The 25,891-nt window shown below is 54.6% G+C and carries 24 protein-coding genes; 13 read left to right on the top strand and 11 right to left on the bottom strand.

What is annotated here, in order from left to right:
- Nucleotides 1-53: 53 nt before the first annotated feature.
- Nucleotides 54-395, top strand: a complete 342-nt coding sequence (locus KP814_RS11660; protein ID WP_216736933.1) for a PilZ domain-containing protein — start codon at nucleotides 54-56, stop codon at nucleotides 393-395.
- A gap of 2 nt (nucleotides 396-397) precedes the next feature.
- On the opposite strand, the gene KP814_RS11665 is transcribed toward KP814_RS11660, so the two are convergent.
- From KP814_RS11665 to KP814_RS11680, 4 genes are read right to left on the bottom strand one after another with little or no spacing between them, the layout of a single operon-like run.
- Nucleotides 398-3,238, bottom strand: a complete 2,841-nt coding sequence (locus KP814_RS11665; RefSeq protein WP_216736934.1) for an FAD-linked oxidase C-terminal domain-containing protein — start codon at nucleotides 3,236-3,238, stop codon at nucleotides 398-400.
- Nucleotides 3,231-3,911 (bottom strand): lactate utilization protein, encoded by a 681-nt coding sequence (locus tag KP814_RS11670; RefSeq protein WP_216736935.1) that lies wholly within the window; start codon nucleotides 3,909-3,911, stop codon nucleotides 3,231-3,233. The genes KP814_RS11665 and KP814_RS11670 overlap by 8 nt, the downstream gene beginning before the upstream one ends.
- Entirely contained in the window at nucleotides 3,904-5,373 is a 1,470-nt protein-coding gene (locus KP814_RS11675; protein WP_216736936.1) for a LutB/LldF family L-lactate oxidation iron-sulfur protein, read from the bottom strand. Before KP814_RS11675 ends, KP814_RS11670 begins: the two co-directional genes overlap by 8 nt.
- Nucleotides 5,370-6,119 carry a (Fe-S)-binding protein gene (locus KP814_RS11680; RefSeq protein WP_216736937.1) on the bottom strand — a complete coding sequence of 250 codons (750 nt, stop codon included), beginning with the start codon at nucleotides 6,117-6,119 and terminating at the stop codon, nucleotides 5,370-5,372. Before KP814_RS11680 ends, KP814_RS11675 begins: the two co-directional genes overlap by 4 nt.
- 580 nt (nucleotides 6,120-6,699) lie before the next feature.
- Here KP814_RS11680 and pdhR point away from each other — a divergent pair.
- From pdhR to KP814_RS11700, 4 genes are all read left to right on the top strand, one after another.
- Nucleotides 6,700-7,467, top strand: a complete 768-nt coding sequence (gene pdhR / locus KP814_RS11685; protein WP_011395212.1) for a pyruvate dehydrogenase complex transcriptional repressor PdhR — start codon at nucleotides 6,700-6,702, stop codon at nucleotides 7,465-7,467.
- 152 nt (nucleotides 7,468-7,619) lie between these two features.
- Nucleotides 7,620-10,274 (top strand): pyruvate dehydrogenase (acetyl-transferring), homodimeric type, encoded by a 2,655-nt coding sequence (aceE, locus tag KP814_RS11690; RefSeq protein ID WP_216736938.1) that lies wholly within the window; start codon nucleotides 7,620-7,622, stop codon nucleotides 10,272-10,274.
- A gap of 15 nt (nucleotides 10,275-10,289) precedes the next feature.
- Nucleotides 10,290-11,924: a dihydrolipoyllysine-residue acetyltransferase gene (gene aceF, locus KP814_RS11695; RefSeq protein ID WP_216736939.1), complete on the top strand. Its 1,635-nt coding sequence runs from the start codon at nucleotides 10,290-10,292 to the stop codon at nucleotides 11,922-11,924.
- Between the two features lie 320 nt (nucleotides 11,925-12,244).
- A complete protein-coding gene (locus KP814_RS11700; protein ID WP_216736940.1) occupies nucleotides 12,245-12,958 on the top strand; it encodes a tetratricopeptide repeat protein in 714 nt (237 codons plus the stop codon).
- A gap of 3 nt (nucleotides 12,959-12,961) precedes the next feature.
- Here KP814_RS11700 and KP814_RS11705 read toward each other — a convergent pair whose 3' ends face one another.
- Nucleotides 12,962-13,873, bottom strand: a complete 912-nt coding sequence (locus tag KP814_RS11705) for a transporter substrate-binding domain-containing protein (protein WP_216736941.1) — start codon at nucleotides 13,871-13,873, stop codon at nucleotides 12,962-12,964.
- A 256-nt stretch (nucleotides 13,874-14,129) separates the two neighbouring features.
- Here KP814_RS11705 and KP814_RS11710 point away from each other — a divergent pair, with 256 nt between their 5' ends.
- Together KP814_RS11710 and KP814_RS11715 are read left to right on the top strand one after the other, a co-directional pair.
- Nucleotides 14,130-14,474 (top strand): hypothetical protein, encoded by a 345-nt coding sequence (locus tag KP814_RS11710; protein ID WP_216736942.1) that lies wholly within the window; start codon nucleotides 14,130-14,132, stop codon nucleotides 14,472-14,474.
- 41 nt (nucleotides 14,475-14,515) lie between these two features.
- On the top strand, nucleotides 14,516-14,791 hold the full coding sequence (locus tag KP814_RS11715) for a zinc ribbon domain-containing protein (RefSeq protein ID WP_216736943.1): 276 nt from the start codon (nucleotides 14,516-14,518) through the stop codon (nucleotides 14,789-14,791).
- Between the two features lie 71 nt (nucleotides 14,792-14,862).
- On the opposite strand, the gene KP814_RS11720 is transcribed toward KP814_RS11715, so the two are convergent.
- Both KP814_RS11720 and KP814_RS11725 read right to left on the bottom strand, forming a co-directional pair.
- A complete protein-coding gene (locus KP814_RS11720) occupies nucleotides 14,863-15,675 on the bottom strand; it encodes a hypothetical protein (RefSeq protein ID WP_216736944.1) in 813 nt (270 codons plus the stop codon).
- A 142-nt stretch (nucleotides 15,676-15,817) separates the two neighbouring features.
- Nucleotides 15,818-16,744: a DMT family transporter gene (locus KP814_RS11725; RefSeq protein WP_216736945.1), complete on the bottom strand. Its 927-nt coding sequence runs from the start codon at nucleotides 16,742-16,744 to the stop codon at nucleotides 15,818-15,820.
- 174 nt (nucleotides 16,745-16,918) lie between these two features.
- Between KP814_RS11725 and KP814_RS11730 the strand changes: the two genes are divergently transcribed.
- Complete coding sequence (locus KP814_RS11730; RefSeq protein ID WP_216736946.1) at nucleotides 16,919-17,797, top strand: AraC family transcriptional regulator; 879 nt, start codon at nucleotides 16,919-16,921, stop codon at nucleotides 17,795-17,797.
- 8 nt (nucleotides 17,798-17,805) lie between these two features.
- Here the strand turns inward: KP814_RS11730 and KP814_RS11735 are convergent, their stop codons facing one another.
- The gene (locus KP814_RS11735; protein ID WP_216736947.1) at nucleotides 17,806-18,690 is read right to left on the bottom strand and encodes an SDR family oxidoreductase; all 885 of its coding nucleotides are present in this window, start codon (nucleotides 18,688-18,690) and stop codon (nucleotides 17,806-17,808) included.
- A gap of 166 nt (nucleotides 18,691-18,856) precedes the next feature.
- On the opposite strand from KP814_RS11735, the gene KP814_RS11740 reads away from it, so the two are divergent.
- Nucleotides 18,857-19,774 carry a LysR family transcriptional regulator gene (locus KP814_RS11740; RefSeq protein WP_216736948.1) on the top strand — a complete coding sequence of 306 codons (918 nt, stop codon included), beginning with the start codon at nucleotides 18,857-18,859 and terminating at the stop codon, nucleotides 19,772-19,774.
- On the opposite strand, the gene KP814_RS11745 is transcribed toward KP814_RS11740, so the two are convergent.
- Nucleotides 19,771-20,766, bottom strand: a complete 996-nt coding sequence (locus KP814_RS11745; protein WP_216736949.1) for a DUF4124 domain-containing protein — start codon at nucleotides 20,764-20,766, stop codon at nucleotides 19,771-19,773. The two genes, KP814_RS11740 and KP814_RS11745, sit on opposite strands and share 4 nt — an antisense overlap.
- Nucleotides 20,767-21,303: 537 nt before the next feature.
- Between KP814_RS11745 and KP814_RS11750 the strand changes: the two genes are divergently transcribed.
- Both KP814_RS11750 and KP814_RS11755 read left to right on the top strand, forming a co-directional pair.
- Nucleotides 21,304-21,843, top strand: a complete 540-nt coding sequence (locus KP814_RS11750) for a hypothetical protein (RefSeq protein WP_216736950.1) — start codon at nucleotides 21,304-21,306, stop codon at nucleotides 21,841-21,843.
- Nucleotides 21,844-21,913: 70 nt separating this feature from the next.
- Nucleotides 21,914-22,714 (top strand): hypothetical protein, encoded by an 801-nt coding sequence (locus tag KP814_RS11755; protein WP_216736951.1) that lies wholly within the window; start codon nucleotides 21,914-21,916, stop codon nucleotides 22,712-22,714.
- On the opposite strand, the gene KP814_RS11760 is transcribed toward KP814_RS11755, so the two are convergent.
- Nucleotides 22,671-23,138, bottom strand: a complete 468-nt coding sequence (locus KP814_RS11760; protein WP_216736952.1) for a GNAT family N-acetyltransferase — start codon at nucleotides 23,136-23,138, stop codon at nucleotides 22,671-22,673. The genes KP814_RS11755 and KP814_RS11760 overlap by 44 nt on opposite strands.
- A 183-nt stretch (nucleotides 23,139-23,321) precedes the next feature.
- Here KP814_RS11760 and KP814_RS11765 point away from each other — a divergent pair, with 183 nt between their 5' ends.
- Both KP814_RS11765 and KP814_RS11770 read left to right on the top strand, forming a co-directional pair.
- Nucleotides 23,322-24,107, top strand: a complete 786-nt coding sequence (locus KP814_RS11765) for a PhzF family phenazine biosynthesis protein (protein ID WP_216736953.1) — start codon at nucleotides 23,322-23,324, stop codon at nucleotides 24,105-24,107.
- A 104-nt stretch (nucleotides 24,108-24,211) separates the two neighbouring features.
- Nucleotides 24,212-24,715 carry a hypothetical protein gene (locus KP814_RS11770; protein ID WP_127973222.1) on the top strand — a complete coding sequence of 168 codons (504 nt, stop codon included), beginning with the start codon at nucleotides 24,212-24,214 and terminating at the stop codon, nucleotides 24,713-24,715.
- 43 nt (nucleotides 24,716-24,758) lie between these two features.
- On the opposite strand, the gene pbpG is transcribed toward KP814_RS11770, so the two are convergent.
- Nucleotides 24,759-25,700 carry a D-alanyl-D-alanine endopeptidase gene (gene pbpG, locus KP814_RS11775; protein ID WP_216736954.1) on the bottom strand — a complete coding sequence of 314 codons (942 nt, stop codon included), beginning with the start codon at nucleotides 25,698-25,700 and terminating at the stop codon, nucleotides 24,759-24,761.
- Nucleotides 25,701-25,891: the final 191 nt, after the last annotated feature.

Genomic DNA, 25,891 nt, shown 5'->3' on the forward strand with positions numbered 1-25,891 from the left:
TTCATGCGCCGGTGTTGCGATATTCCACTAAGCTGGTGAAACCGGAGAATGCGATGAGCGATGCTCCTGAGCATGATGGTCGACGCAGTCCCAGGCGGAACGCGTCATGGCGGACGATAGTCAAAACTCCCGACAAAAAGATGTACATGGGCAAAATCGATAACGTGTCCGCCCACGGCTATCTGTTTGAGTTCCCCATTCCGGTGCAGGTCGGCGCAACGCTGATCATGAAAGTCGAGATCGTGCATCACGCCAAGCGTTGGGAGAGCATTGCGTCAGTTATCGTGCGACACGTCGTCGTGCGCACCTCGTCCTATCTGGTTGGCGTGGAGATCACCGATATCGACGATGAAACCGCCCACTTTCTTAACGATTACGCAAACGGGCATGCGTAGCTTTACACCCTTGCCGCCCCCTCCAATTTTTCGCTGACTCTGTCCACCAGATAAACAATGCTGTGATAGTGCACCCCCGAATGCAGCGATAATCCGATTTCGCAGCTACGGCTATTGGAGAAACCTTCTCCGCATCCCTTTTCCTGTATTTGCGCTTTCAGCGGCGCCAAGGCTGACGCGTTCAATTCTGGGTGACTGAACCCCCTGTCGCCGGCGAAACCGCAGCAGGTGATATGTTCCGGCGTCACCACCTGATGGCAGCAGCGTTTGGCGATCGCCAGGAGTTTGTCGCCAATCCCCATTTTTTGTGCGCTGCAGGTGACATGAATGGCGGCAGGCGCATCTTCTTTTTGAATGCTCAGGCGATCGAGCACGTAGTCGTGAATAAACTCGACAGAATCGTAAATCTTTAACTTCTTCCCGGCATCGGTTTGTTCAATCGCTTCCTTTAATTTCTGTGTGCATGGGCTGGCGTCGCAAAAGACGGGGAGCTGTCCGTTGTCGCTGGAAGTCAGCAGCGCTTGCGCCAGCTCTTCGGCCTTTTGCTGCGCGCTGTCGGGGAAGCCTTTGCTGGCGAAGGGCAAACCACAACAAAGTTGATCGATATTGGACGGGAAGCGAACCTGAAAGCCTGCCTTTTCCAACAAGCGCAAGCAGGCTTCCGTGAGAGAGCGGGTTTCCGCATCGCCCCGGGCGGGCCCCATCGTGCGGGAGGCGCAACTGCTGAAATACACCACGTCCGCCGTCTTTTCATCTGTCCGACATGAACGGGCGGCGGTGGGAAGATAAGGATGCCAGAGCGGCGTCCGTTCTTTGCTTAGCTTGCGGGCGGCGTGGCTTAGCGTGGTCATCGCCCCTGAACCCAAAACCCGGTGCATGGCGTCGGCTCCGCCGAGGCCTAAGCGTGTGGCTTTGGTCAGCGTGGAAAAGTGCTCGGCGGCCCATTGGGCTTTACCGGCTTGCGCAGCGTTTTTCTGTTTGCGATGCAGACGAGTGAGGTCGCCGGTATTAATGCTCACCGGGCAACTGAGCGCGCATAGACCGCACGCGGCGCAAGTGTCGTCGCCGGCGTAGTCATAAGCGTCCATTAATGTCCGTAATTGTTCGGCGTCTTCTCCGCTTGCCTGCAGGCGGGCGATTTCCCGGGAGGCGACGATGCGCTGGCGCGGCGTTAGGGTTAGTTCGCGAGAGGGGCAGGCGGGCTCGCAGAAGCCGCATTCGATACATTTATCCACCAGCGGGTCCGCTGCGGGGAGCGGCTTGAGGTGGCGTAAATGCGCCTCCGGGTCGTCGTTGATGATGACGCCGGGATTCAGAATGCCTTTGGGGTCGAACAGGTCTTTGATGCGACGCATGACGGCGTAGGCTTCCGCCCCCCATTCCAGCTCAACAAACGGCGCCATATTACGGCCTGTGCCATGCTCCGCTTTCAGGGAACCGCCGAAGCGCACCGCCACCAATTGCGCCACGGCGTCCATCAGTCCGCGATAACGCTCAATGGCGAGATCGGAGGAAAACTCCTGGGAAAACACAAAGTGCAGGTTCCCTTCCAGGGCGTGGCCAAAAATCAGCGCGTCAGGATAATCATACTCGTTGAACAGGCGCTGCAATTCCAGGACGCCTTCCGCAAGGTGCTCAATCGGGAAGGCAATGTCTTCGATGATAACCGTCGTGCCAACGTCCCGGGCGGCGCCCAATGCGGGAAACAACCCTTTGCGCAGGTTCCATAACTGCGCGCAATGATGGGAGTCTTTGCTGAACGGAACCTGGTTGAGCAGTGAAAACTCATTGAGCAGTTGCTGTATCTGCTGGATCTGATTGTCCAGCATCAGAGCGTCAGCGGCGCGGGTTTCAATCAACAGCGCCGCCGCGCCAGGGGGTAGATCGCTCACAAACTCCGGCGTGCCGGGCTTGCTTTGTACGGAGGTGAGGCCGCGTCGATCAATCAGCTCCACGGCCGCTACGGGGGATGTCTTCAACTTCGACACCGCCTGACATGCGACATGGATGTCTGGAAAAAACACCAGGGCGGTTGCTTTGTCAGGATGATCCGCCACAGTGTTGTAAGTAATGGAGGATATGAATCCCAGTGTTCCTTCGGAACCGATTAGCAAGTGCGCCAGAATATCCACCGGGTCGGTAAAGTCCAGAAGCGCGTTGATGCCGTAGCCGGTGGTGTTTTTCAGGCGATACTTGTGTCGAATTTTCGCCGCCAGCTCCGGATTGGCGAGAATTTCCACACGCAGACTCGATATGCCTTGCAGCAGTGTTGCGTGCGTCTGTGCAAACGCCTTGCGGGAGTTCTCGTCGACAGTATCCAGGACCGTTCCGTCCGCCATCACCGCACGGATATGCGCCAGAGTATGGTAGCTGTTCTGTTGCGTTCCACAGCACATGCCGCTGGCGTTGTTCGCTGCGATGCCGCCGATTTTCGCCGCATTGATGGACGCAGGGTCCGGGCCGATTTTGCGTTGAAAGGGCGCCAGGTAGCGATTGGCGTGAGCGCCGATCACGCCGGGCTGCAGGCGAATACGGGCTCCATTCTGCTCGATTTGATGCTCTCGCCATCCCTGCAGCTGCACCAGCACCGAGTCTGTCACCGCCTGACCGGACAGGCTGGTGCCCGCCGCCCTGAAGGTCAGCGCGATGCGGTGAGCGTCGGCCTGTTGTAACAAGCGGATGACCTCGTCTTCGTTTTCCACCCGCAACACCAGTTGCGGAATCAACCGATAAAAGCTGGCGTCCGTTCCATAGGCGAGACGACGCAGGGGATCGTCAATCACTCTGGCGGCGGGAATGAACTGGCGCACCGCCTGAGAGAAGCGGGTGAAAGACTCAGACACGGACGCTTTCCTCCGTAACTATCAGAACGACGATCAGGCGTTTGGGACCATGGGCGCCGTAAGCCAGTGTCTGCTGAATATCGGCGGTTTTGGAAGGACCGGAGATCAGCAGCAGGTTTGTCGGTAATGCGGATTCGACTTGGGTTTGATGAAACGCTTCGGGCAGGTCCGCATACAAGTCTTTGGCATGGATAATCAGGCTGTGCGTGGGGGGAACCAAAGACAGAGCGCGGGGTTCATCGGGTCCGGTATTCACCATCAAGGTTCCCGTCTCGGCGACGCCCGCCATGGCGGTGCCAAAGCCTCCCTGGATGTGGTTGAACAGCGCGTCTTTACAGCTCTCGATGCTGTTTTCGTAGGCTTGTAACTGTAGTTCGGGAAACTCATGCGCTGCAGATTTTAGGCTTTCTCCATGTGGCGTGTTCGGGGCGTAAATCACGCTATGGACGCCCGTTTCCCGCCACAGAGATAAAAGGCGCTGTGTCCAATCTTCTTGTGTCGCCGTGATCACTTCAGCGTGCGCCGCATGCAGGTTTTCGGTAAACAGGCGCACTTTCTCCGCCATATTGAGTTCCGCCGATGCGGTGGTGGAAGCCGTTTCCTGCGGAGGCTGGGAAGGTTTCGGCTGCCGATAAGTGCGTAAACGGTTGAGGATGGCTTCGCGACTACTCATGCCGACCGTGCTCCTGTGATGAGGCGTTTGATTGAGAGCGCTGCGCCGCCAGTTCATGTAACGAGCGCGCGGCGGGTTTGGGAGCGCTGCGATAGCGGGTCCAGGGACCGATGTGTTTTGGCGTCAGCGCACGCAGTCGGGTAGCGAGCAGTAGCGCCAGTTTGTACAGTCCAGGTTTGCGCGACAACAGCGCCCATAACTTCCAGGTAACCGCTTCCGAGCGTTTGCGTAATGACCCTTGGCCTCTTGGGGCGGGTACGGGCGTTGGCTCGTTGTTGTTGGACTCATAACGCAGGCGACGAATCAGATCCGCTAGTGGAATCTTGACCGGGCAGGCTTCGCCACAGGCGCCGTTGAGTGAGCAGGCCTTGGTGATGGCGCCTGCCGTGTGCAGACCCCAAATCTGCGGCGACACCACCTGGCCAATGGGGCCGGGATAAGTGGTTCCATATGCATGGCCGCCAATGCGCGTGTATACCGGGCAGTGATTCATACAGGCGCCGCAGCGAATGCAGCGCAGAGTCTCTTGCAGTTGCTTATCCGCATAGATACGCGAACGTCCGTTATCCAGCAGTACAACATGCACTTCCTGTGGACCGTCTTTTTCATCCGGCTTGCGCGGGCCGCTGATCATATTGAAATAAGTAGTGATGGCCTGTCCGGTTGCTGAACGGGTAAGCAGGCGCAGCAGGGGAGGAATATCCCGTAGCGACTCAACCACTTTTTCAATGCCGCAAAGGGCGATATGCACAGGCGGAATGGTGGTGGTCATGCGGCCATTGCCTTCATTTTCCACCAGACAGAGCGTGCCGGTCTCCGCCACGGCGAAGTTCACGCCGGAAAGACCCACCTCCGCCTCGAAAAACTTCTGTCTCAATACGTCGCGGCCAATGCCGATCAGGCGGTCGACGTCTTCACTATATTCCACGCCATCTATCTTCTGGTTGAACAGGCGGGCGATTTGCTGCTTGTTCTTGTGAATAGCGGGCATGATGATGTGCGAGGGAGTTTCGTCCGCCAGTTGGACGATGTATTCGCCCATGTCGGTTTCCAGGCATTCGACGCCATGATCGGCCAGAAAATGATTGAGTCCAATCTCCTCCGACGCCATGGACTTTCCTTTCACCATTCGGGTGGCGTCATGCTTGTGCATGATCTCCAAAATGATGGCGTTGGCCTCCTGCGAAGTCTCCGCCCAATGCACCTGTATGCCGTTTTCCGTACAGCGTTGCTCGAACTGTTCCAGTAGCTCAGGCAGCTGGTTCAGGCAACGATTGCGGATGGCTTCGCCTTGGCTGCGTAAGGCTTCCAGGTCCTCTTTGTCGGGAAACATGGCGGCGCGTTTGCCCATCAGGAAGTCCATGGCTCCGCGGAAATTAGCGCGCAGTTCCTGATCTTGTAGGGCGTCGTCGACGCGTTTGTCGAACTCAAGGTTGACCGTGGCGGGCTCGAAACGGCTCATTGCGTACGCTCCCATATAAAGGAAGCGATATGTTGCGCCGGGAGCTTATCTTTGCGCTTTTCCAGGGCTCCGCTGATATTCATCAGACAGCCGCAGTCGCCAGAAACCAGATCATTGGCGCCGGTGGCGAGCAGGTTGTCGCACTTGTCCTGCACCATCGCATTGGAAATGTCCGGCGCTTTCACTGCGAACGTGCCGCCAAATCCGCAACATTCGGAGGCGCGCTCCTGTAGTACGATGGCTACGTTGCTCATCTGGCGCAGCAGGGAGATGGCGTCTTGCGCTGTCTTCGTACCGCGCTGGGCGCTGCAGGAATTGTGGATGGCCACGGTGGCGGCAGGTCCATGATCCACAAGGCGAATTTTACAGACATGCACCAGAAACTCGGTGAGTTCATAGGTGCGCGCAGCCAAATCCAGCGCCTGTTTATGCAATGGCGTATCGGCGAACAAGTCTGGATAGTGATGGCGGAACATATCCGCGCAAGAAGCAGAAGGGACTACAACTGGCCGTTCTTCTCCCAGACAGGCGATTTGCGCCGCCGCCACCTTGCGCGCCTCATTGTCGTACCCTGAGTTATAGGCGGGCTGGCCGCAGCAGGATTGCTGTTGCGGATAGACCACCTTGACGCCTTCACGTTCCAGCAATTGAATGCCCGCCATACCCGCTTCGGGGTAGAACAGATCAATGAGGCAGGTGCCGAAAAAATACACCTGCTCGGGTTTTTCCGGATAGGCTCGTTGCATGTCTGATCTCTGCGTTGTCTTCCCCTGAGTTAAATCTAACGTTCAGTCTTGGCTGCCGTGGATTTTGTGCGAGGAATTGTGGTTTTAATAATTGGTAATACCAATTTACCAAAAGTGCTGGGACTAAAATAACGCGGTGTTCCCGCTGGTGTCAATTAGCGGCAATAAACCTCGTGCATGGCTAATAAATGTACTGGTTAGTAGAGTGTTAATACTTTGGTCTAAGCAATAATGCGTTTGCAGGACAGTTGTGTTAGCCTGCGCGTCGTTTGGATTGGTCATACCAGTTTGTTGGTCATACCGTCAGCGGCGAATCCGCCGCAGTTTCCAAAGAAACACCAGGATTATAGGCGGCGCGCGGGGCGCCGGGGCTATTGGAAAGTGGCCGCATACGCCTCCCGTGCTAAGCTTACTTGCGTACATCGCTGCGCGCATGCTCGGCCTTTCAAGCGCCTGCGGCTAAATGTCCTGACATCCGCCCGCGAGGAACTTGATTCCACAGACTGCGGGGTAGGGAGCGTCGGAAAGTGAAACGTTTAGCGTCTGTCTGGAGCCATAACACCGTCTCGGTGACATTTTAATGCCTGTAATGAAGCCCCTCAAACAACCCAAGTTGTCGGATGTGATCGTCGATAGCCTGGAGCAAATGATATTGGAAGGCAGCCTGAAACCAGGTCAGCGGTTGCCTCCCGAGCGGGCGTTGGCGGTGCAGTTTGAAGTATCCAGGCCCTCTGTGCGAGAGGCTATCCAGAAACTGGAGGCCAAAGGGCTGGTGGTGAGGCGTCAGGGCGGGGGCAATTTTGTGTCCCAGGAACTGGGCGCCAGTTACACCGAACCGTTGTTCGCCCTGATCGGGCAGCATCCGGAAGCGCAGTATGACCTGTTGGAGTTCCGTCACGCGCTGGAAGGCGTGGCCGCTTACTACGCCGCGATTCGCGGCACGGGGGCGGATCGCAAAATAATTGAAAAACGCTACAATGACTGGCTGAACTATCACGAACAACGCGTATCTGATTTAGAGGCGAAAGCGGATGCGGAGTTTCATCTGTCCATCGCGGAAGCCGCTCATAATGTGGTGCTGCTTCATACTATGCGCGCATTGTTCACCTTGTTGAAACAGAATATTGTTAGCAACCTACATTACCTCTACGAAGAAGAGGCGATGCGGCTGAAAATAAAAGAGCAACACTTTCGCCTGAAAGAAGCCGTACTGGCGAGAGATCCGAACGCCGCCCGAGCCGCGGCTCACGAGCATCTCGCATATGTGGAAGAAATCGTATTGGAAAAAGGCAAGGCCGATTCCAGAAACATGCGCTCCCTGCGGCGCCTGCAAAATCTGGATGAATAAAAAAATCCTGCCGCGCGACTACTTTTTAAAAGATCCTGATGTGGGTCGATGGGGACTCCGGAACATTTTTTTATGGTGCGTGGGCGCTCACGAGGCGTCGGCGCGTCCGGTAACACAATTACAATCAATCTAGCTCTACAGGAGTAACCTCTATGCATGATGATGCCGATCCTATTGAAACCCAGGAGTGGTTGGATTCGATGGAATCCGTCCTGGATACTGAAGGCGTCGAGCGTGCAACCTACCTGCTGACACGGTTGGCGGAGCGGGCGACGCGCGACGGGACGCAACTGCCTTATTCCATTACGACACCCTATCGCAACACTATTCCGCATACTAAAGAAGCGCGTATGCCTGGCGACCTGTTCATGGAGCGCCGCATTCGTTCATTGGTGCGCTGGAACGCTCTGGCGATGGTGTTGCGTGCGAACAAGAAGCCTGGCGAGTTGGGCGGACATTTGTCCTCGTTCTCCTCCATCGCCACTCTATATGATGTGGGCTTCAACTATTTCTTCCACGCTGGCGACGACAAGCGCGAAGGCGATCTGGTTTACTTCCAGGGCCACACTTCCCCTGGCGTATACGCGCGTTCTTTCCTGGAAGGCCGCTTCTCTGAAGAGCAGATGGACAACTACCGCAGCGAAGTTGACGGTAACGGTCTGTCCTCTTATCCGCATCCCTGGCTGATGCCTGATTACTGGCAGTTCCCAACTGTATCCATGGGCTTGGGGCCGCTTCAGGCGATCTACCAGGCGCATGTCATGAAATATCTGCACAGCCGTGAGCTGACCAATATGGAAGGCCGCAAAGTGTGGTGTTTCGTTGGCGACGGCGAGTGCGACGAGCCTGAAACTCTGGGCGCCATCGGTTTGGCCGGCCGTGAAAAGCTGGACAACCTGATCTTCGTCATCAACTGTAACCTGCAGCGTCTGGATGGACCGGTGCGCGGCAACGGCAAGATCATCCAAGAACTGGAAGGCATCTTCCGCGGCGCGGGTTGGAACGTATTGAAAGTCGTTTGGGGACGCCTGTGGGATCCTCTGTTCGAAAAAGACGACCACGGCCTTATGCAGAAGCGTATGGACGAAGCGGTCGACGGCGAAATGCAGAACTTCAAATCCAATGGCGGCGCTTACACCCGTAAGCACTTCTTTGGTAAGTATCCAGAACTGCAGAAGATGGTTGAGAACATGTCCGACGAGGACATTTACAAGCTCAACCGCGGCGGTCACGACCCCTACAAAGTGTACGCAGCCTATCATAATGCGGTGAATCACAAAGGTCAGCCGACGGTTATTCTGGCGCATACCGTTAAGGGTTATGGTTTCGGCGAGCAGGGCGAAGCCCAGAACACCACGCACCAGTTGAAGAAACTGGATATGGAGACGGTCAAGAAATTCCGCGATCGTTTCGGCGTGCCGATCTCCGACGATGAGATTGAGAACCTGCCTTACTACCGTCCGGCGCCGGATTCTCCTGAAGCGCTGTACATGAAGAAAATGCGTGAGAGCCTGGGCGGCTTCCTGCCCAAGCGCCGCAAAGACAGTCAGCCGCTGCAGATCCCAGGTCTGGATGCATTCGACGCTGTACTGAAAGGCAGCGACGGTCGCGAAATCTCCTCCACCATGGCGTTCGTACGTGTACTTAACGCACTGGTTAAAGACAAGCAGATCGGTGGTCGCGTTGTTCCGATCGTTCCTGACGAAGCCCGTACCTTCGGTATGGAAGGCATGTTCCGTCAGTTGGGTATTTATACTTCCGAAGGTCAGAAGTATGTGCCGAACGATCGTAACCAGATCATGTACTACAAGGAAGACAAGCAAGGTCAGATCCTTGAGGAAGGCATTAACGAGGCGGGCGCCATGTCCGCGTGGATTGCTGCGGCGACGTCCTACAGCACCAACGATTACCCGTTGATCCCGTTCTACATTTACTACTCCATGTTCGGCTTCCAGCGCGTTGGCGATCTGGCCTGGGCTGCTGGCGACATGCGCGCGCGTGGCTTCCTGCTGGGTGGCACCGCTGGCCGCACCACGCTGAACGGCGAAGGTTTGCAGCACCAGGATGGCCATAGCCACATTATTTCGGCGACCATCCCGAACTGTGTTTCCTATGATCCGACTTACGGCTATGAAGTAGCGGTTATCGTTCGCGATGGTCTGCGTCGTATGTATGGCGAAAACGAAAACGTCTACTACTACTTGACGCTGATGAACGAGAACTACGAGCATCCCGCCATGCCAGAAGGCGCCGAAGAAGGCATCCTGAAAGGGATGTACCTGTTCGAAGAAGGCGCGAAAGACGGCAAGGCGCGTGTTCAGTTGCTGGGTTGCGGCGCTATCTTCAACGAAGTGCGCGAAGCGGCGAAACTGCTGAAAGACGACTTCAGCATTGACAGCGATATCTGGTCCGTCACCAGCTTCACTGAGCTGGCTCGCGAAGGCCATCACGTACGTCGCTGGAACATGTTGCATCCGGAAGAACCACGTCGCGAGAGCTACGTGAAGCAGTGTCTGAAAGATCGCGAAGGTCCTGTTATCGCGTCTACCGATTACATGCGTCTGTTCGCCGATCAGGTGCGTCAGTTCATTCCGCAGCAGACAGTTCACGTACTGGGCACGGACGGATTTGGTCGCAGCGACACTCGCGAGAAGCTGAGACAGCACTTCGAAGTCGACCGTTACTACGTAGCTGTCGCAGCGCTGGATTGCCTGGCTCGGGAAGACAAGATCGAACGTTCAGTGGTGACTGAAGCGATCCGCAAGTACGGCATCGATCCTAACAAACCGAACCCAATCTACGCCTGATAGAAGGAGACTGACGTGAGTAATATCGAAGTCAAAGTTCCTGACATCGGCGGAGCGTCCGATGTTGAGGTTATTGAAGTCTGCGTGAAGCCAGGTGATGAGGTGAACGCGGAAGACTCTCTGATTGTTCTGGAGTCTGATAAGGCCACTATGGATATCCCTGCTCCTCAGGCGGGTAAAATCGCCGAGTTGAAAATCAAGGTAGGGGATAAAGTATCCGAGGGCGACCTGATTCTATTGATGGCGGGCGAAGGCGCTGCGGAAGCGTCTGAGCCTGCGCCGGCGCAGGAAGAGAAGCCAGCCCCGGCCCCAGCGCAAGAACCGGAACCCGCTGCGCCTGCAGCGGCTCCTGCGGCCTCAGGCGGCGTACAGACGATTCCTGTACCGGATATCGGCGGAGCGGAAGGCGTAACGGTTATCGAGATTTCCGTCAAGGAAGGCGATACCGTTAAGGTTGACGATCCTATTCTGGTGCTGGAATCAGATAAGGCGACGATGGAAGTGCCATCCCCTGTCGCTGGCGTCATCAAGAAGTTGCTGATCAAAGCCAACGATTCCGTCAACGAAGGCGACGCCATGGCGGAAATCGAAGTAGAGGGCGCCGCACCTGCGGCGGCTCCTGCTGAGCAAGCTCCCGCGCCGTCCAAAGCGTCCGCGGAGCCTGCTAAAGCGGCTCCAGCTTCAGCGCCTGTTAGTGCGCCGGCGCAGCAAGAGTCCGCTCCTGCGACGTCCGGCAAAGTGCACGCTGGCCCTGCTGTGCGTCGTTTGGCGCGTGAGTTCGGCGTTGACTTGGCGATGGTCAAAGGCACGGGGCCGAAAGGTCGTATCCTGAAGCAGGACCTGCAAACCTTCGTCAAGAACGGAATGCAGCAGCTTAAGGCTGGCGCCGCCGGCGGCGCAGTCAGCTCTGGCGCGGGCTTGCCGACGGTGAAATTGCCTGACTTCTCGCAATTCGGACAGATCGATCGTCTGCCGATGAGCAAGATCCATCAGGTGACCGCCGATAATATGGCGCGCAATTGGTTGGTAGTTCCTCATGTCACGCAGTTTGACGATGCGGATATCACCGACTTGGAAGACTTCCGTAAAGCGCAGAAGACGGCGGGAGAGAAGAAAGGCGTCAAGCTGACTCCGCTGCCCTTCCTGCTGAAGGCGTGCGCCTATGCGCTGGAAACTTATCCGCAGTTCAACGTGTCGTTGGATATGGATAAGAAAGAAGTTATTCAGAAGCATTACATCAACATCGGCGTGGCGGTGGACACCCCCGCAGGTCTGGTGGTGCCGGTTATCCGCGACGTCAACAAGAAGAGTCTGTGGGAACTGGCGCAAGAGTGTGCGGAAATGGCGGCCAAGGCCAAAGATCGTAAGCTCAAGCCGAACGAAATGCAGGGCGGCTGCTTCACTATCTCCAGCCTGGGCAGCTTGGGCGGCACTGCGTTCACGCCTATCGTGAATACGCCTGAAGTGGCGATTCTGGGCGTGTCCAAAGCGCAGATGAAGCCTGTGTATGAAAACGGCGGTTTCGTGCCCCGTTTGATGCTGCCGCTGAGCTTGTCCTATGACCACCGCGCCATTAACGGCGCTGACGCTGCGCGTTTCACCTCTTTGCTGGGTGAATTGCTGGGCGATATCCGTAAGTTGCTGCTGTAGTCCTTATAGCGACAACAACGTGAAAAAGGCCGGGTTTACCCGGCCTTTTTGCGTTCTGGCGTCGCCTTTCCAGCACGGATCTCTTCTCTTTAGTCTTCATTGAGCAATCCATCACAGCTTTAATGTCTGCGCGGAATTTCGCTTGTTCTGGTCAAACGGCTTTGCTAGTTTTTTCTGATGGTCGGCTGCGCGCGATGATCTCAAGGCGGAGAAGCGCGGGCGCATCCTTAGGCGTTATCGAACAAGAAGTATAAAATTGCGTCACCTTGCATTGTTATCGACTAGGCGAAGGTGACAAGGTCGTTTCTCGGGGACAAGACATGGTCAGACGAATCTTCAAGCTCATCACCACCGCAATCGCTGTCGTGCTGCTTTCTACTCAGGCGGTGTTCGCCGTTACTATGACGGAAGTGGCTGAGGCCATTAAGAAGAACGACATGGATAAAGCGTTCGATGGCCTGCAGGTGTTGGCGAATCAAAAACATCCTGACGCTCAATTTCTGCTGGCGATGATGTACGAGAAAGGTCGCGGCACGGAAGCGAATCAGGAAAAGGCGGCGGAATGGTATAAAGCCGCGGCGGAACAGGGACACCCTTCAGCGCAGAATAATCTGGCGCAGCTCTATAATCAGGGACGCGGCGTGCCCCAGGACTATAAAGAAGCGGTAAAGTGGTTCTCCAAGGCCGCTGACGCCGGCAACGCCACTGCGCAATACAATCTCGCTCTGCGTTATGCCAAAGGCGAGGGTGTGGAGAAAGATTTGGGCAAGGCGTTTGAGCTTTATCGCAACTCCGCCGAACAGAACAATGTATTCGGCCAGTTTAATCTGGCGTACTCCTACGCCACTGGCGAAGGCACTGATAAAAACATGGTGGAAGCGCTACGCTGGGCTATGTTGAGCGCTGAGAAGAAGTTTCCTCGCGCCATTCAGTTCGTCTCTTTCCTGGGCTCCAAGATGTCACAGGAAGAAATCTCCAAAGCGGAAAAACTCGCCAACGAATGGCGTAAAGACAAAGGAATTGGCGCTCAATAAAGGTCAGCTTCCGTCGTAAGCACTGGCTTTGTTGGCGCTTGCGGCATTGTCCGCGTTGCTGTGCTGTAAGGGATCGGCGTACCACAGTCGTGGATTATTCAGCGGCGTATCGGCAGGTAATAATGGATTCTCCAGATCGATGACCGTACGTTCCTGCAAGCGGGCGCGCTCAATCGCCTGCAAATAAAATTCATTGAACAGGCGGGTGAACTCGCCGTTCGTCATCATTTTCTCCAGCCCGTCTTTGATCGCCCGGTACAGATTGGGATTACTGCGGCTGACAAAGTAATACACCGCCGCAGGATAGCGGATCAATAAGTGCGGCTCTGCGCGCAAACTGGAGTAAGTTTCCAATTCCGGCCAGATCTCGATCAGCGCTCGGGGGAAGGCGTCAACCCGCTCCATTTCGATCATTTTAAACATGGAGTGATAGTTGGCGTTGCTCTCGACCTGCAAACCGTTGTGCTGAAAAATGTCCAGATCCGGCCAATCATGGCCTTGCACGAAGGTGATTGCGCGTAAGTCGTCTAGTGAGCGGATGCGGGAAAACTTCTTGATATTGTTGGGATGAACAATACAAAGTCGCCAACCGATCAGGCCTTTATAAATCGGGATGCGTATGGGGGAGAGTTCAGTTTCCCGCTCTTTGCTGGTCATGGCCCAGAGAACGTGAACACCCTGGTTGTTGCGGATCAGGTTGATGGCGCGGCCCTGCAGAATAATATCCTGGCTGGATTTGAGTTTGATGTCTGCGCCGCTGGTTTGAAGCGCCAGCTCCAGAAGTTGGACCGGGTATTCATTGCGTTCATCGAACTGGGTATGGGAGCGGGCGTAAATAGCAACCTCCTGCGCAGACGACCAGTTCGGCGTCAGCATCCAGAGTAGAACGCCAAACAAGACAACCCTCTGTGCCATCACTCCGCAGACCTCGCAATGGAAACCGTCATACCTAAACAAAAAGTGTAGTTAATACTGGGTCTTTGTCGTTAATTAGAGGCGTCCTGCAACGCCAATGTGATTTCCTGATTCTAGTTGGCGTATTACACTTCTCACATTGGTCGCTGCGGACAATGGCGCAGAGGCGCCCACTCGCTGACGTAACAGGGTGTATGAGCCATCTGTCCGCATTTAGGGGGTTGGTGCTACGCCAGGGCCTGGAGCGATGTTCAAGGTGCGAACGCAAATCGTGAAGCCATTAATCGTTGCTATGATCATGCTTTTATTCTCTACGCACAGGGCATGGGGGCAGGGTGCGATGGAGCTGTCTTTGCGCTACGGCGAAACCCTTCGCTACGAAGGCATGGAGTTTGAGGTCGCCTATATTATCGATACGTTGAGAGCGGATAAGCGCGTCTCGGAGTATTTGATTGGGCTGCATATCATCCACAACGCTGAACGCGAACTCATTGAGCTTTCATCGGAAGAACCCACCTATTGGCGCGAGTATGTGCTGCGATACAGCTATGCCGACCGTGAGCACGTCAGAGTTCACATCATGTCTGAAATGTCTCGATAGTCCGGCGCATTGATTATTGCGTTGCACGGAGAAAACAGGTTATGAAAAATCAGTGTCAAAGCTGCGGTATGCCGATGAAGCAGGACCCCAAAGGCGGTGGAACGGAAGCCGATGGCCGCCCTAGCGAGAAATACTGTAGCTATTGTTTCGTCGATGGAGCCTTCACCCAGTCCAGCTTTTCCGCACAGGATATGCAGGCCTTCTGCATTGAGAAAATGAAAGAGATGGGGTATCCCAGAATCATCGGTTGGCTGTTTACGCGCGGGATTCCCAAGTTAGAGCGTTGGTCAAAGAAGTCGGATAGACAGGATAAGTAAGAGGGCGGCGATAGCGCCAACGGGATGTAGTGAGCGGAGCGGCTCAGTCAAAGTAGAGGGACGCGAAAGCGCTATCCCTCGTTTTTGGAGAAGTAATGCAAATTAGTCACGGTGTTGTCCACCGCCAGGCGTCGCACTTCCTCCATTTGTTTGGAGTAAAGAGGAGAGCCTTGTTTGAGTTCTCCATCATTCAGACGTAATTCATTTTTCAGGCGGCGTTTGCGTTTTTGTAATTGCGCCATTTCTTCCGGCGGCAACCCCAGCTTATCGTCAAACGCTTCATAGGCCCGAATGGTCTCATAGGCGCGCTTATATTCCTTTTGACTTTCCAGTAGCGCAGAGAGTTCGTTGACCGGGAAAATCACGCGGCGCCAGTGGTCCGCCAACGGGTTTTCAAAATGCAGATCGATAATGTCGTTGATGGCGTCCTGATAGAAAGCCAGTGCGATGCTGGGCTGGCGCTTGCTGAAATGAGCCGCTTCTGTAATTTTGTAGGCGATTTCATTATCACGCTGGATGATCGGGTCGATCAGACTCCAGTCCAACCCATCCGGGCGCACCTCTACCAGGGCGGTTTTCAACTGGCCTTTCTTGGCGGGCAGAAAGGACAAACCAGGACGATTGATGATCTTGGCGCGGGCCTTTCCGCCGGCCTGCAGGTATTTGGCGATCAGCGTATTGCAGATCTGTCCCAGGCGCGTCCCGGTATCCAGGCGCGCTTCCAGTACATCGGAGCCTGCGCTGGCTTCCAGTGCGCGTTTAAATATGACGGCTTGTCCTTTACGCCAATCAGCGTCAGGGTTATCGATGACGACTGACAGCGTCAGCTTTTCTTCGACCCGAAAAGGGTCCACCGCCGTTGGCGGCGTACGGGTTGTATTCATTGCGGCGATCCTGCGAATTGTTCTTAATTGTTATTATTTTGTCAGTAAATGTTGGACCGCAGATCATACAATGAACTTATTTAAATTCGAATCATTTTTAACGAGCGGCGCGCAATTCTGTGAACGCCGCCAGCCCTCGCCATCAGGGGCTGTGCGGGTTGGCGGCGACTTCACTGCGGGCGCGCAAAAACTTGCGGATTTTATCGACAGAGCCTTGCAGAATGAGATTGCCCGACAGCACCAGGACCAGTCCCGCGATATTCCACCCATCCCATTCGTATCCCTCATAAATGGACGACAAGCTCAGGGCGACTACTGGAAATAACACTGTCGCGTAGGCGGCGTTGTTGGCGCCGATGCGTGACACCAGCATCAGGTAAGCGGTGAATCCTACAATGCTTCCAGGAATAGCCAGATAGAGCAGGCTGTAAAGGTACGCTGGCCGCTCATCCCAAACGATGGGCGTATCGGAAACGCAGATAAGCGTCAAAAGAATCGCGGCGCCGTACAGCATGGCGAAGGCGTTGCTGGTCAGAGGCGTCAGACCTTGACGGCTGTGCCGCACGCTGATCATATTGCCCAGAGAGAAGAAGTAAGCACCCACTGCCGCCAGCCCCAGGCCGGTCAGCGCCTCAGTAGACAGCGTATTGACGCCCAGTTCGCGCCAGAACAGCAAAGTCAGTCCCAGTACGCCGACGGCGCCGGCCACATAAACCCGTCCGGCGGGCTTTTCTTTCCATATCATCCAGCTATTGAATGCGTTGTAGAGGGTGGCGGCGGAAAAGACGACCGAAATGACGCCGCTCGCCACATACTGGGCGGCGTTGTAAAAGCAGATGAAGTTCAGGGAAAACAGGCAGGCGCCCTGAAGCAGAAAAAACAGGTGGTCCACCGTCCGCGTAGGCTGTAGGCGGCGGCATAGCAGCAGGATTGGCAATAACAGGCTCCCCGCCACCGCAAAGCGGAAGAACACTGACGTCAAAACCGGCGTTGAACCCAGTTGCAAATGGATGGCGATCCAGGTGGTTCCCCAAATGAGGACGGTGGTCAGATAGAGCAGGGCGTTCATAGATGCTTCCCATCATGCATGACATTAATGCGTGAAAGGTTAATAAGCCCGAGAGATTGCGTCTTTTCTGAAATTGCTCTTTTTGCATAATCTTGCGCATTTCTGGCCGTCGCTGGCTTGCCAGTCAATCATCGACCGGTTAATTTCTGAGTTAACCCCATTTGTTGTCATGTTATGCGTAAATCCTTCACCAATAGCGTTGATCTCACCTTGAGTCGTTCGTCCGCAACACGACTGGATTATTTGCGCCTGAATGAGGATCTGGCGCTGGCGCGTTGGGCGAACCGGCAGGACCGGGTGCGCTATCAGATGGTGGGACATCACACGCTGAGCATCTATTTGCGTGGCGGGACGGAAACCTGCCGTATCGATGCGCCTGAACGTTACGGGGGGCCGGGTAAAATCTGCCTGATGCCGGCGGAGCATGACTCTACATGGCAGGTCAGCGGTCCCCTGGAGTTCGCGCATCTCTATTTTTCTGAAGCCAGCTTCAAGCAGATGGCGTTGAGCTTATGGGATATGGACCCTCGTCGCGTAGAACTGCCGGACCTGGCTTATGCGGACGATCCGGAGCTGACGAGACTGGGGCATATCGCGGCGCTGCAGCCGGAAGGGCTGATAGGCGCGGATAATCTGGCGTTGCAGCAGATCAGTTATGAGATGATGGCGCACGTGCTGCGTCGTTATGCGGTTTTTCGCAAACCTGAAGCGGCTTACAAAGGCGGATTGGCGCCAGCGACCAAAAGAAAAGTGCTGGAGTATATGCAGGCGCATTTTGGCGAAGACCTGTCTCTGGAGCGCCTGGCGTTGGTAGCGGGGCTTAGCCCTTTCCACTTCGCCAGGATGTTTAAAGTCACCATGGCGGAGGCTCCGCATCAGTACCTGCGCCGGCTGCGCATTAACGCGGCGAGAGAGCTTCTTGCGCAAGGCGTGGATCTGGCGGAAGCGGCTTTAATATGCGGATTCGCCAATCAAAGCCACTTTACACGGGCGTTCAAGCAAATGGCGGGCGTTACGCCGGGGAGCTATCGTCGCCAGACGAGGCTCCCTTGAGTCACGGCTTATGCGAAAGACTTGATATAGTCGCGCACAGACTGTGGTTTGCGCCCCAGGATGCGTTCGATATCGCCGGACACCGCCGCATATTCGTTCTGTTTGGTGGCGGCGAAAATGCCCAGCAACGCCTCCACCATGAATGGCGGCAAGCCAACTGACTGCAGTATTTCACCAAATCCTGCCGGCTCCGCCTCAATAACCGTTACCTGCGCGCCCCGAGCTTCGCCCAGGATGTCTGCGACGTCATACAGACTCAACGCCTCAGGACCAGTCAGCTCGTAAGTGCGGCCTTCGTGTCCTGACTCCAGCAACACAGCGGCGATGGCGTCGGCGATATCTTCATGAGTAATAAACGCCACTTTGCCGGCTGCGCCAGGCTGCGCCAATTGGTTGGTTTCTTTCGAATTCGCCAGGCCTGAGCTCAGGTTGGCGATATATTGGTTGTTGCGCAGGATGCTGTACTGCAACCCGGATTCCTTCAGGTACTGTTCTGTGTCCTCATGAATGCGAGCGAAAGTGAACGGACTTTCTGCGGTTGGGTTGACGAAGCTGGTGTAAACCACGCGTTTGACTCCCACTTTCCTGGCGGCGTCGATGGCGTTGCGGTGTTGGCGAATGCGCACATCTACTGGGGCGTCACCGGAGATGATCAGCACGGTGTCGGCGCCGGTGAACGCGGTTAGCAAGGTCTCTGGCTGGTCGAAGTCCGCTTTGACTATTTCATTGCCCGGCGCAGCCAGCGCGGCGATTTTTTCAGGAGCGCGTGCGGAGAAGGTCAGTTGATCTGCGTCGCCTGCGCGCGCTATCAACGCTTTTGCGACCAGTGAGCCCAAGCGTCCGCTGGCGCCAGTGATAACGATTTTGCGGGTAGAAGGAATCGATGTGTTCATAGTCTGCTCCTCATATAGTCTTGTTACTAAGCGAAAGCCGGTATGGCTAAAAGATGGACACACTATAATTTTCTTTATGCGCCCAATAAATGCAGTAAAATGACCTTCTTTGTTGCTTGAATTGAACAAATAAGATTTCCGTTCACATACCGGGGAGACGCTGAAGATGGATAGACTGACGGCTATGCAAGTGTTCGCCGAGGTCGCCGCCCGCAAAAGTTTTACTGCTGCGGCTGATAATCTGGACATGTCGCGGGCGATGACCACCCGTTATGTGAATGAACTCGAAAGCTGGCTGGGCGCGCGCCTGCTAAACCGCTCGACCCGGCGCATCTCTTTGACTGAGGCGGGAGAAGCCTGTCTGTTGCGCTGCCGGCAGATTCTGGACCTGACCGATGACGTGGAAGCCGTTGCGGGTAAACGGGAGACTGAGCCCTATGGGCTGATTCGAATCACGACAAGTGTGGCCTTTGGACAAGTGCATTTGGCGCCGGTGGTGGCGGAATATCTCAAGCGTTACCCGAAAACCCGTGTGGACATGCAACTGCTTGATCGTAGCGTTAATCTGATAGAAGAGCGTATTGATCTGGCCATACGCACCACGAACGACCTCGATCCCAACCTGATCGCCCGCAAACTGACGGACTGCCGCTCTGTCATCTGCGCTTCTCCGCAATATCTCAAAGAGCGGGGCGCGCCCAAAACGCCAAGAGAGTTAACGGAGCATAACTGTCTGACATACTCGCACTTTGGCAAAAGTCAGTGGCGCTTTACCCATAAGAAGACCGGCGCCGCCGACGCTGCCGAGGTGACGGGCAACCTTAGCGCCAACGAAGTACTGGCGTTGACCAACGCCTGTGCTGCGGGCGCGGGGATCGCCATGTTGCCAACTTATATGGTGACGGATTATGTAAAGCGTGGAGAGTTAACTGCGCTACTAACCGATTGGGAGGCGCTGCGATTGGGCATGTTCGGCGTCTATCAGTCCCGCAAGCACATGCCCGCAACCTTGCGCACGCTGCTGGACTTTTTGGTGGAGCGCTTTGGCGATACGCCGCCCTGGAACGACGACATATTGGGCTAGCGGTAGCGTCGCCAGGACTTCAGAGAGCAACTGATGTCTCTGCGAAAGCTATGGCGGTCAATACCCGGAAGTTTGTCCAATACGGCCTGTAAGGCTTCGTCAGAGAGTTCATTCTTCTTCTGCTCGACTTTCTCCATAAGCAGGTCGCGTGCGAAATGGCCGCCACTGGCGTTGGTGGCGCCGAGCTTCAGGCGCTCCTCCTCAGAAACCGGGCGATACTTGATTAGAGTGTCGAGCTCGCCGCAATCCACGTTTTTATCCGCCTCACACTTTTCGGGTGCGTTGAGCAGCCAGTCGCGAACGGCGCCGCAGCTTTCCCGATAATCCTTTTGGCATTGAGATTCCAGAGCCAGTTCATCGCAATAGAAGCCGCTGTGTTGCAGACAGCTCCAGTCTTTGTCGGAGACATTGGCGCGCAGGGGGAGTGAACGCCCGAGATCTCGAACACCCACGACAGGGGGACGCCAATCGATAACAAAACGCGCGTTGTCGCAACGGTCAGTCGTACAAACTTTCTGTAAGGCGCAGACTTTCCAGAGATAAACCTCTTCGCAGGGCTTGCCGAATCGCAGCTTACAGACGCGGGTGTCCTCTTCGGAAAAACAGTCGCCATTGACGTCGTCGCAAAGGATATCTTCAGTTTTGACTGACTCAGACACTTTAACGACAGGGGTTGAGCTGGGCGCATTGGTTTGCTCTGGCTCTGAAGGGAGATTTTTAAAACGCGCTTTGGCCTCATCGGACAGCAGCCTGACGCCGTCAATGGCGGATGTGGGAGTAATAACCTGCGCGTCGCTGTCAGCGGGAGCGGCGTCGGAATAGTGCACAGTGCCTTTGGCGTCGGTCCATTTGTAGATTTCAGCCCTGCTGTTTATTGAAAGTGTGAATAAGACGACGGGAATCAGCATCATCAAAACACGCGTCATTGATGAACCGGGAGTGCTATGTTGGCGTCTGGAGAATCCCATCGTAGTTTGAAGTGAACGGCGCATATAAACAGTCCTGTGCGACACTGACTCAGCAATCTTGAGGCTGACAACTAACGGCTATTAAGTTACGGAATTATAAGCTCATCTTTGATGACAAAATAATAGTAAATGTCACGTTTTGTTTGATCATAAATATCCGCTATATGCGGGCTCTGCGCTGTGAAAACATAGTCTAACCCGTGCTTGAAGGTAATCGGTATATTCTCTAGATTGGAGATTCAATCACTAAGGAAGCATTGAAAAACTACCTGCGGCCGCCAACGTTTTTCAGAGGCTCCCTAATAAATATAGACCCCGTCCAAGACACGGGGTCGTCGGACTTTCCTTCACCGCCTGAGCAGTCTCAAACCAGACACGATAGTTGGATTGAGAAGATGTTTGCGTCAACGGACCTAACGAGTCAGCTTGATGTCCATCATAAAAACTGACGCCCGCTTGCGCTATAAAGAGCCCGGTATTGCCAAGGCTCTTTGAAAATAAAGTACGTTGCGGAAAGAGCGATGACGCAAACCAGGAATCAAGGGAAACACGGAGAAGGATATGAGATACATTGCGACAATCGCCCTGGCGCTATTACCCGCACTGACCCCCGCCTATGCTTTGCCCCACACTGTCAGCGCCCCCGCATTGTTCTCTATGGATGCAGGCTATGCCGCGCAGGAAGAGGACAGTGTAGTTACAGATACATGGCGATATGCGCCGCCAGACGTAGATATAGTTTCACACAGCCCAGTTGCTTGGGGGGATCTTTTTGCTTTAATCAAGGGTGGGCAAGCTGGTGATAATTTCTCCTTCCTTACATCGGACTCATCGAAAGAGCTTTATTACTCCGCTTCGAAAAGAAAAAGTTCTATTAACGCAGCGAACTTAATCGTTATTCCTGAGCCGGGGACGATTCATCTTTTAATAATAAGTTTTACTTTACTTATATTCCGAAAACATTCTTGGAGTATCCGTGACAAAAGAATACCGCCTGTCCAACCAAGTCAATCAGCTGTTAAAGCGCTGTCTTCTTCACGCCTTTGTTTTAGTTGCGGTGTGGATGGTGTTTTTTGGGCCATGGCGAAACAGGTTTTTTGAGTGGCTTCCCTATCTGGAGAAGCATGGGACGGAGCTTTTCGTCGTTTTCCTATTTATCTGGTCTGTGCAGTTGCTCCGTTTTATACGTCGAGGCGCTATTTCCGGCATTGCGTTGCAAGATAATGCGGTTCGGCTGACTTATAGCGGTTACTTTTCTGATGAGCCTATTACTGAAAGAACGCTAGAGGCCAAAGATATTTATTACATTGGTAGGCGAGGCTTCAATCTCGCGCTAGTTACCTCTGAGGGGCGTATTGAGCTGGGCGCTTCCGCCGCCGGGAATGAGTTTCTAAGTGACTTACAAAATGTTTTCCTGCTGAATAAAGCGCACTATCAGAGCCTGGATAAATCTCGTTTGTATGACATTTTTCAAGCTTTGCCGGCGGGTGCGCAGGCGGAATTGGTGGGAGAGGTCATTAACGAGAAAACAGAGGCGGAGGCGCTTGAACGCCAGCAGGAGTACTTTACGCCAAGTGAAGAAGCTGAGCCTCATGTTCATGGCGGAAATATTCATGAGTATCGAGGTTATAAAGCGCTTCCAGAACTTTCTTTCTCTGTTTGTCCCCGATGTGCGGATGAGTTGATATTAGCGGGAGGGTTGCTGTATGCGAATGCTGTTCCGCTTGAACTCGACGACGCCAAAGCGAAAGGTATACGTCAAAGGCTAAGCAATTCGCCGGCTCTAATGGATCGCCGACTATGCGCATGTTTGTCATGTGGGCTGGTGATAGGACAGGCGCGACCTGACGGCTTGCAAGAACAGGTTAGGAAGTATGGGCCGGAGGAGCTTCGAGCGAAACTGGAGGCAATGTCCGACCCGGGAGGCTCTACTTCCGGGGTGAATGCATCTGATCGTTCAGACGCATCGTGACTTTATCGATACCCTCGCCAAATCCGTTGGTCTCTGACTTTTCTATTGCAAAGCCATAGCGGGCGAAGAAGCCTTGGGTGTGTTGTGAGGTTTCAATCACAATCTCTTTTCCAGGATGCAGGCGAGTTGCCTGCTCCAGCCGATGCCGTAGCAGTTGTTCGCCCAACCCCGTTTTATGTTTTGTTCTGGCGAGCATGCCCCAGGATAAATAGACCGTATCCTGATACAGGCGCAGTCCGCCGCATCCTACGAGCTGGCCATCCTGCAGGGCGACGTAATACTGATTATCGTCAGCCTGGGTCACGCTATCTAGGAACTCAACGAATTGTTCTCTTTCATGAGGCGCGAAATATTTGTCGAGATTGCTGTCGAAAACACGAAGGCAATCCTGTTTGTGGATAGCGGAATAAAGTTTGATTTCCATGGTGTGCGCCCCTGATTTTGTCCCGTCCTGCCTGTTGGCTATACAGATCGCAAGATTAAGTTGCAAGCTGCTGTTCTGCAAATGATTATTGGAGTCCGTCGGATTGGGTTCCACGTCTGTCGAAAAAGACGTTAGGGATCTTGTTGTCCGCTTTTTGAAAGAAGTCACTCAGCGAGGAGAATGATGGATATAAAGCTTTTTCAGGTTGACGCCTTTACCGATGAAGTCTTTGGCGGTAATTCCGCGGCGGTGTGTCCATTGGAGGCCTGGTTGCCTGACTCTGTGCTGTTGAAGATCGCACAGGAAAACGCCTTGGCGGAAACGGCCTTTTTTGTGCGGGAAGGGGATGCCTTTCATCTGCGTTGGTTTACGCCGGAAATAGAGATGGACTTATGCGGCCATGCAACCCTCGCATCCGCTCATGTTTTGACGACGCATCTCGGTTATGAGCGTGACGCCATGGTATTCCGTTCCCTTAGCGGAGAATTGCGAGTGACCAGGAGAGATGGACGGTTGACCCTGGACTTTCCCGCCCGCCCGCCGAGTGTGGCGACAGCGCCGGTTGAGGTGCTGGAATCGCTTAATATCCAGCCGCTGGAAGTCTTGCGCGCACGGGACATCGTGCTGGTGTACGCCGATGAGGACGCGATTCGGGCGCTGCAGCCAGATCGAATGTTGATGGACCGCATTAACCTGGACCCCGGTGGCGTGGTGGCGACAGCGCCGGGCAAAGAGGTTGATTTTGTCTCCCGGTTTTTTACGCCCCAGGCGCACATTTTCGAAGACCCGGTCACTGGGTCCGCGCATTGCACTCTGGCTCCGTACTGGGCGGCCCGGCTTGGCAAGACTTCGTTGACCGCGGCGCAATTGTCCCAGCGTGGAGGTCGTCTGGATTGTGAAGTGGCCGGCGACAGGGTGCTGATGTCCGGATCGGCAGTGACCTATCTGAGAGGCGTTATCTCGATCTGATGAAGCGCGTTTTCGTCAGCTCCAAGAAGCGTTTTTCTTTTGCGCCGGTTATGCCATTATCCGACACAGGCTTTTGATTTTTGTTGAGATAGCGGCGATAGCGGATGACTCCTGGCGAATCGGAAAAACTGGTGCTTGAACATGATGCAGCCCGTTTGTTCATGCGTTGTTATGAGCGGCTGACGGGAACGCCAATCCGGCATATCTGGCACAACCAGCCGATCAAGCCGGATGTTTCCTGCTTTCTGAACGGTGAACGTCTGGATATGGAAATCGCGCATTTGTATGGCTCAGAGAAGGAAGCCATGCAACTACTGGGGCGCGACCTGGACCGGAATACGCTTCATGAGCTGCAGATGCTGGAGGAGTCGGACGCCGACGGACGTTTGTTGCGAGCGCTGAACCGCATACTCGCCAACAAAGCCTTGAAAACATACAAAAGTGAGCGTGTATGGCTGGTCATCCGCAACGCTCACCCAGCTTGGCGCGCCGATGAGATTCGAGGGTTGCAGCATTGTATTCAGGTGCCGGACAGTCACCCTTTTGAGCAGATTTGGATGGTGGCGGATATGAAGGCGGAGAGCGGTATCGTACAGCTGTTTCCCTGAGACGGAGACTGCGGCGCGATAGAGTCGCCGCAGTCAAAGACCCTTAGCTTTGTGTGTCGTCATCCATTGCAGCGGTCTGGAATACGCCGGAGTTTTTCTCCTGTTCGTATTTGAGCGCCGCACCCGCGACGGGCGCGCTTTTACCAGTGACCATCCATTGTTTGATGCGGTTGGCGTCGCCGATAGGCGTGCGTCTGCCATAGGAATCCAACAGCACGATCGCTACAGGGCGTTCGCCCACGTCCGCCAGCATCACCAGACAACGACCGGCTTCATTGATAAATCCGGTTTTACTGAGCCTGATGCCCCACTCACCCTGGCGCACCAAAAGGTTGGTGTTGCGGTACTCCATTTCGTTTTCCGTTTCGCCAAGCTTGATCAGGTGACTGGGAGTCGTGGTGTAATCACGGATGAGTTTATAACGTGACGCAGCGGAGACCATTCTGACCAAGTCCGAGGCGGTGGACACATTCTCCATGGACAATCCGCTGGGCTCGACAAAGCGCGTGTCGCGCATGTTCAGCGCTCTCGCCTTGTCATTCATAGCATTGACGAAGGCGCTCATGCCGCCAGGATATGAACGTCCCAACGCCAGCGCAGCGCGGTTTTCCGAAGACATCAGCGCCAGCAGGAGAAGCTCGCTGCGGGGCAATACGGCGCCGATACGCATCCGCGAATATGTATTTTTCCAGGTGTCGACGTCTTCTTCCGTAATCGTCACCATTTCATCAAGGGGCAACTCCGCATCCAGCACGACCATGGCGGTCATCAGCTTGCTGATGGACGCGATGGGAGCCACCGTTTCCGGATTTTTGGCGAATAAGGTAACGCCGCTCTCCACATCCACCACCTTGGCGTTTACGGAACCCAGGCTGATGTTGGCCGTATCCAGGCTTTGCAGGTTTTCAGGGAGAATGGTTTCAGAATCAGCGAGTACAACCGAGGAACAGAATAAAAGAAACAGAGCGATCAGGATGTTTTTCATAAATGGCGCAACGTTGTAGTCAGGTCTGAAAAGTATCGTGCCGCACGAACCCCGACCGTAAACGGGTGTAAGGCGTTAAACAGGGTCTATTGTCCTAGCATAGACCAATTGTGTGATTTTGCACCCATGGTGCGACAAAATTACACAATTCTATACCTTTTTAATCAAAAGATTATGGTCTTCTTTTAATG

The sequence above is a fragment of the Hahella sp. HN01 genome, assembly GCF_018986435.1.
In the GTDB taxonomy this organism is placed as follows: Bacteria; Pseudomonadota; Gammaproteobacteria; order Pseudomonadales; family Oleiphilaceae; genus Hahella.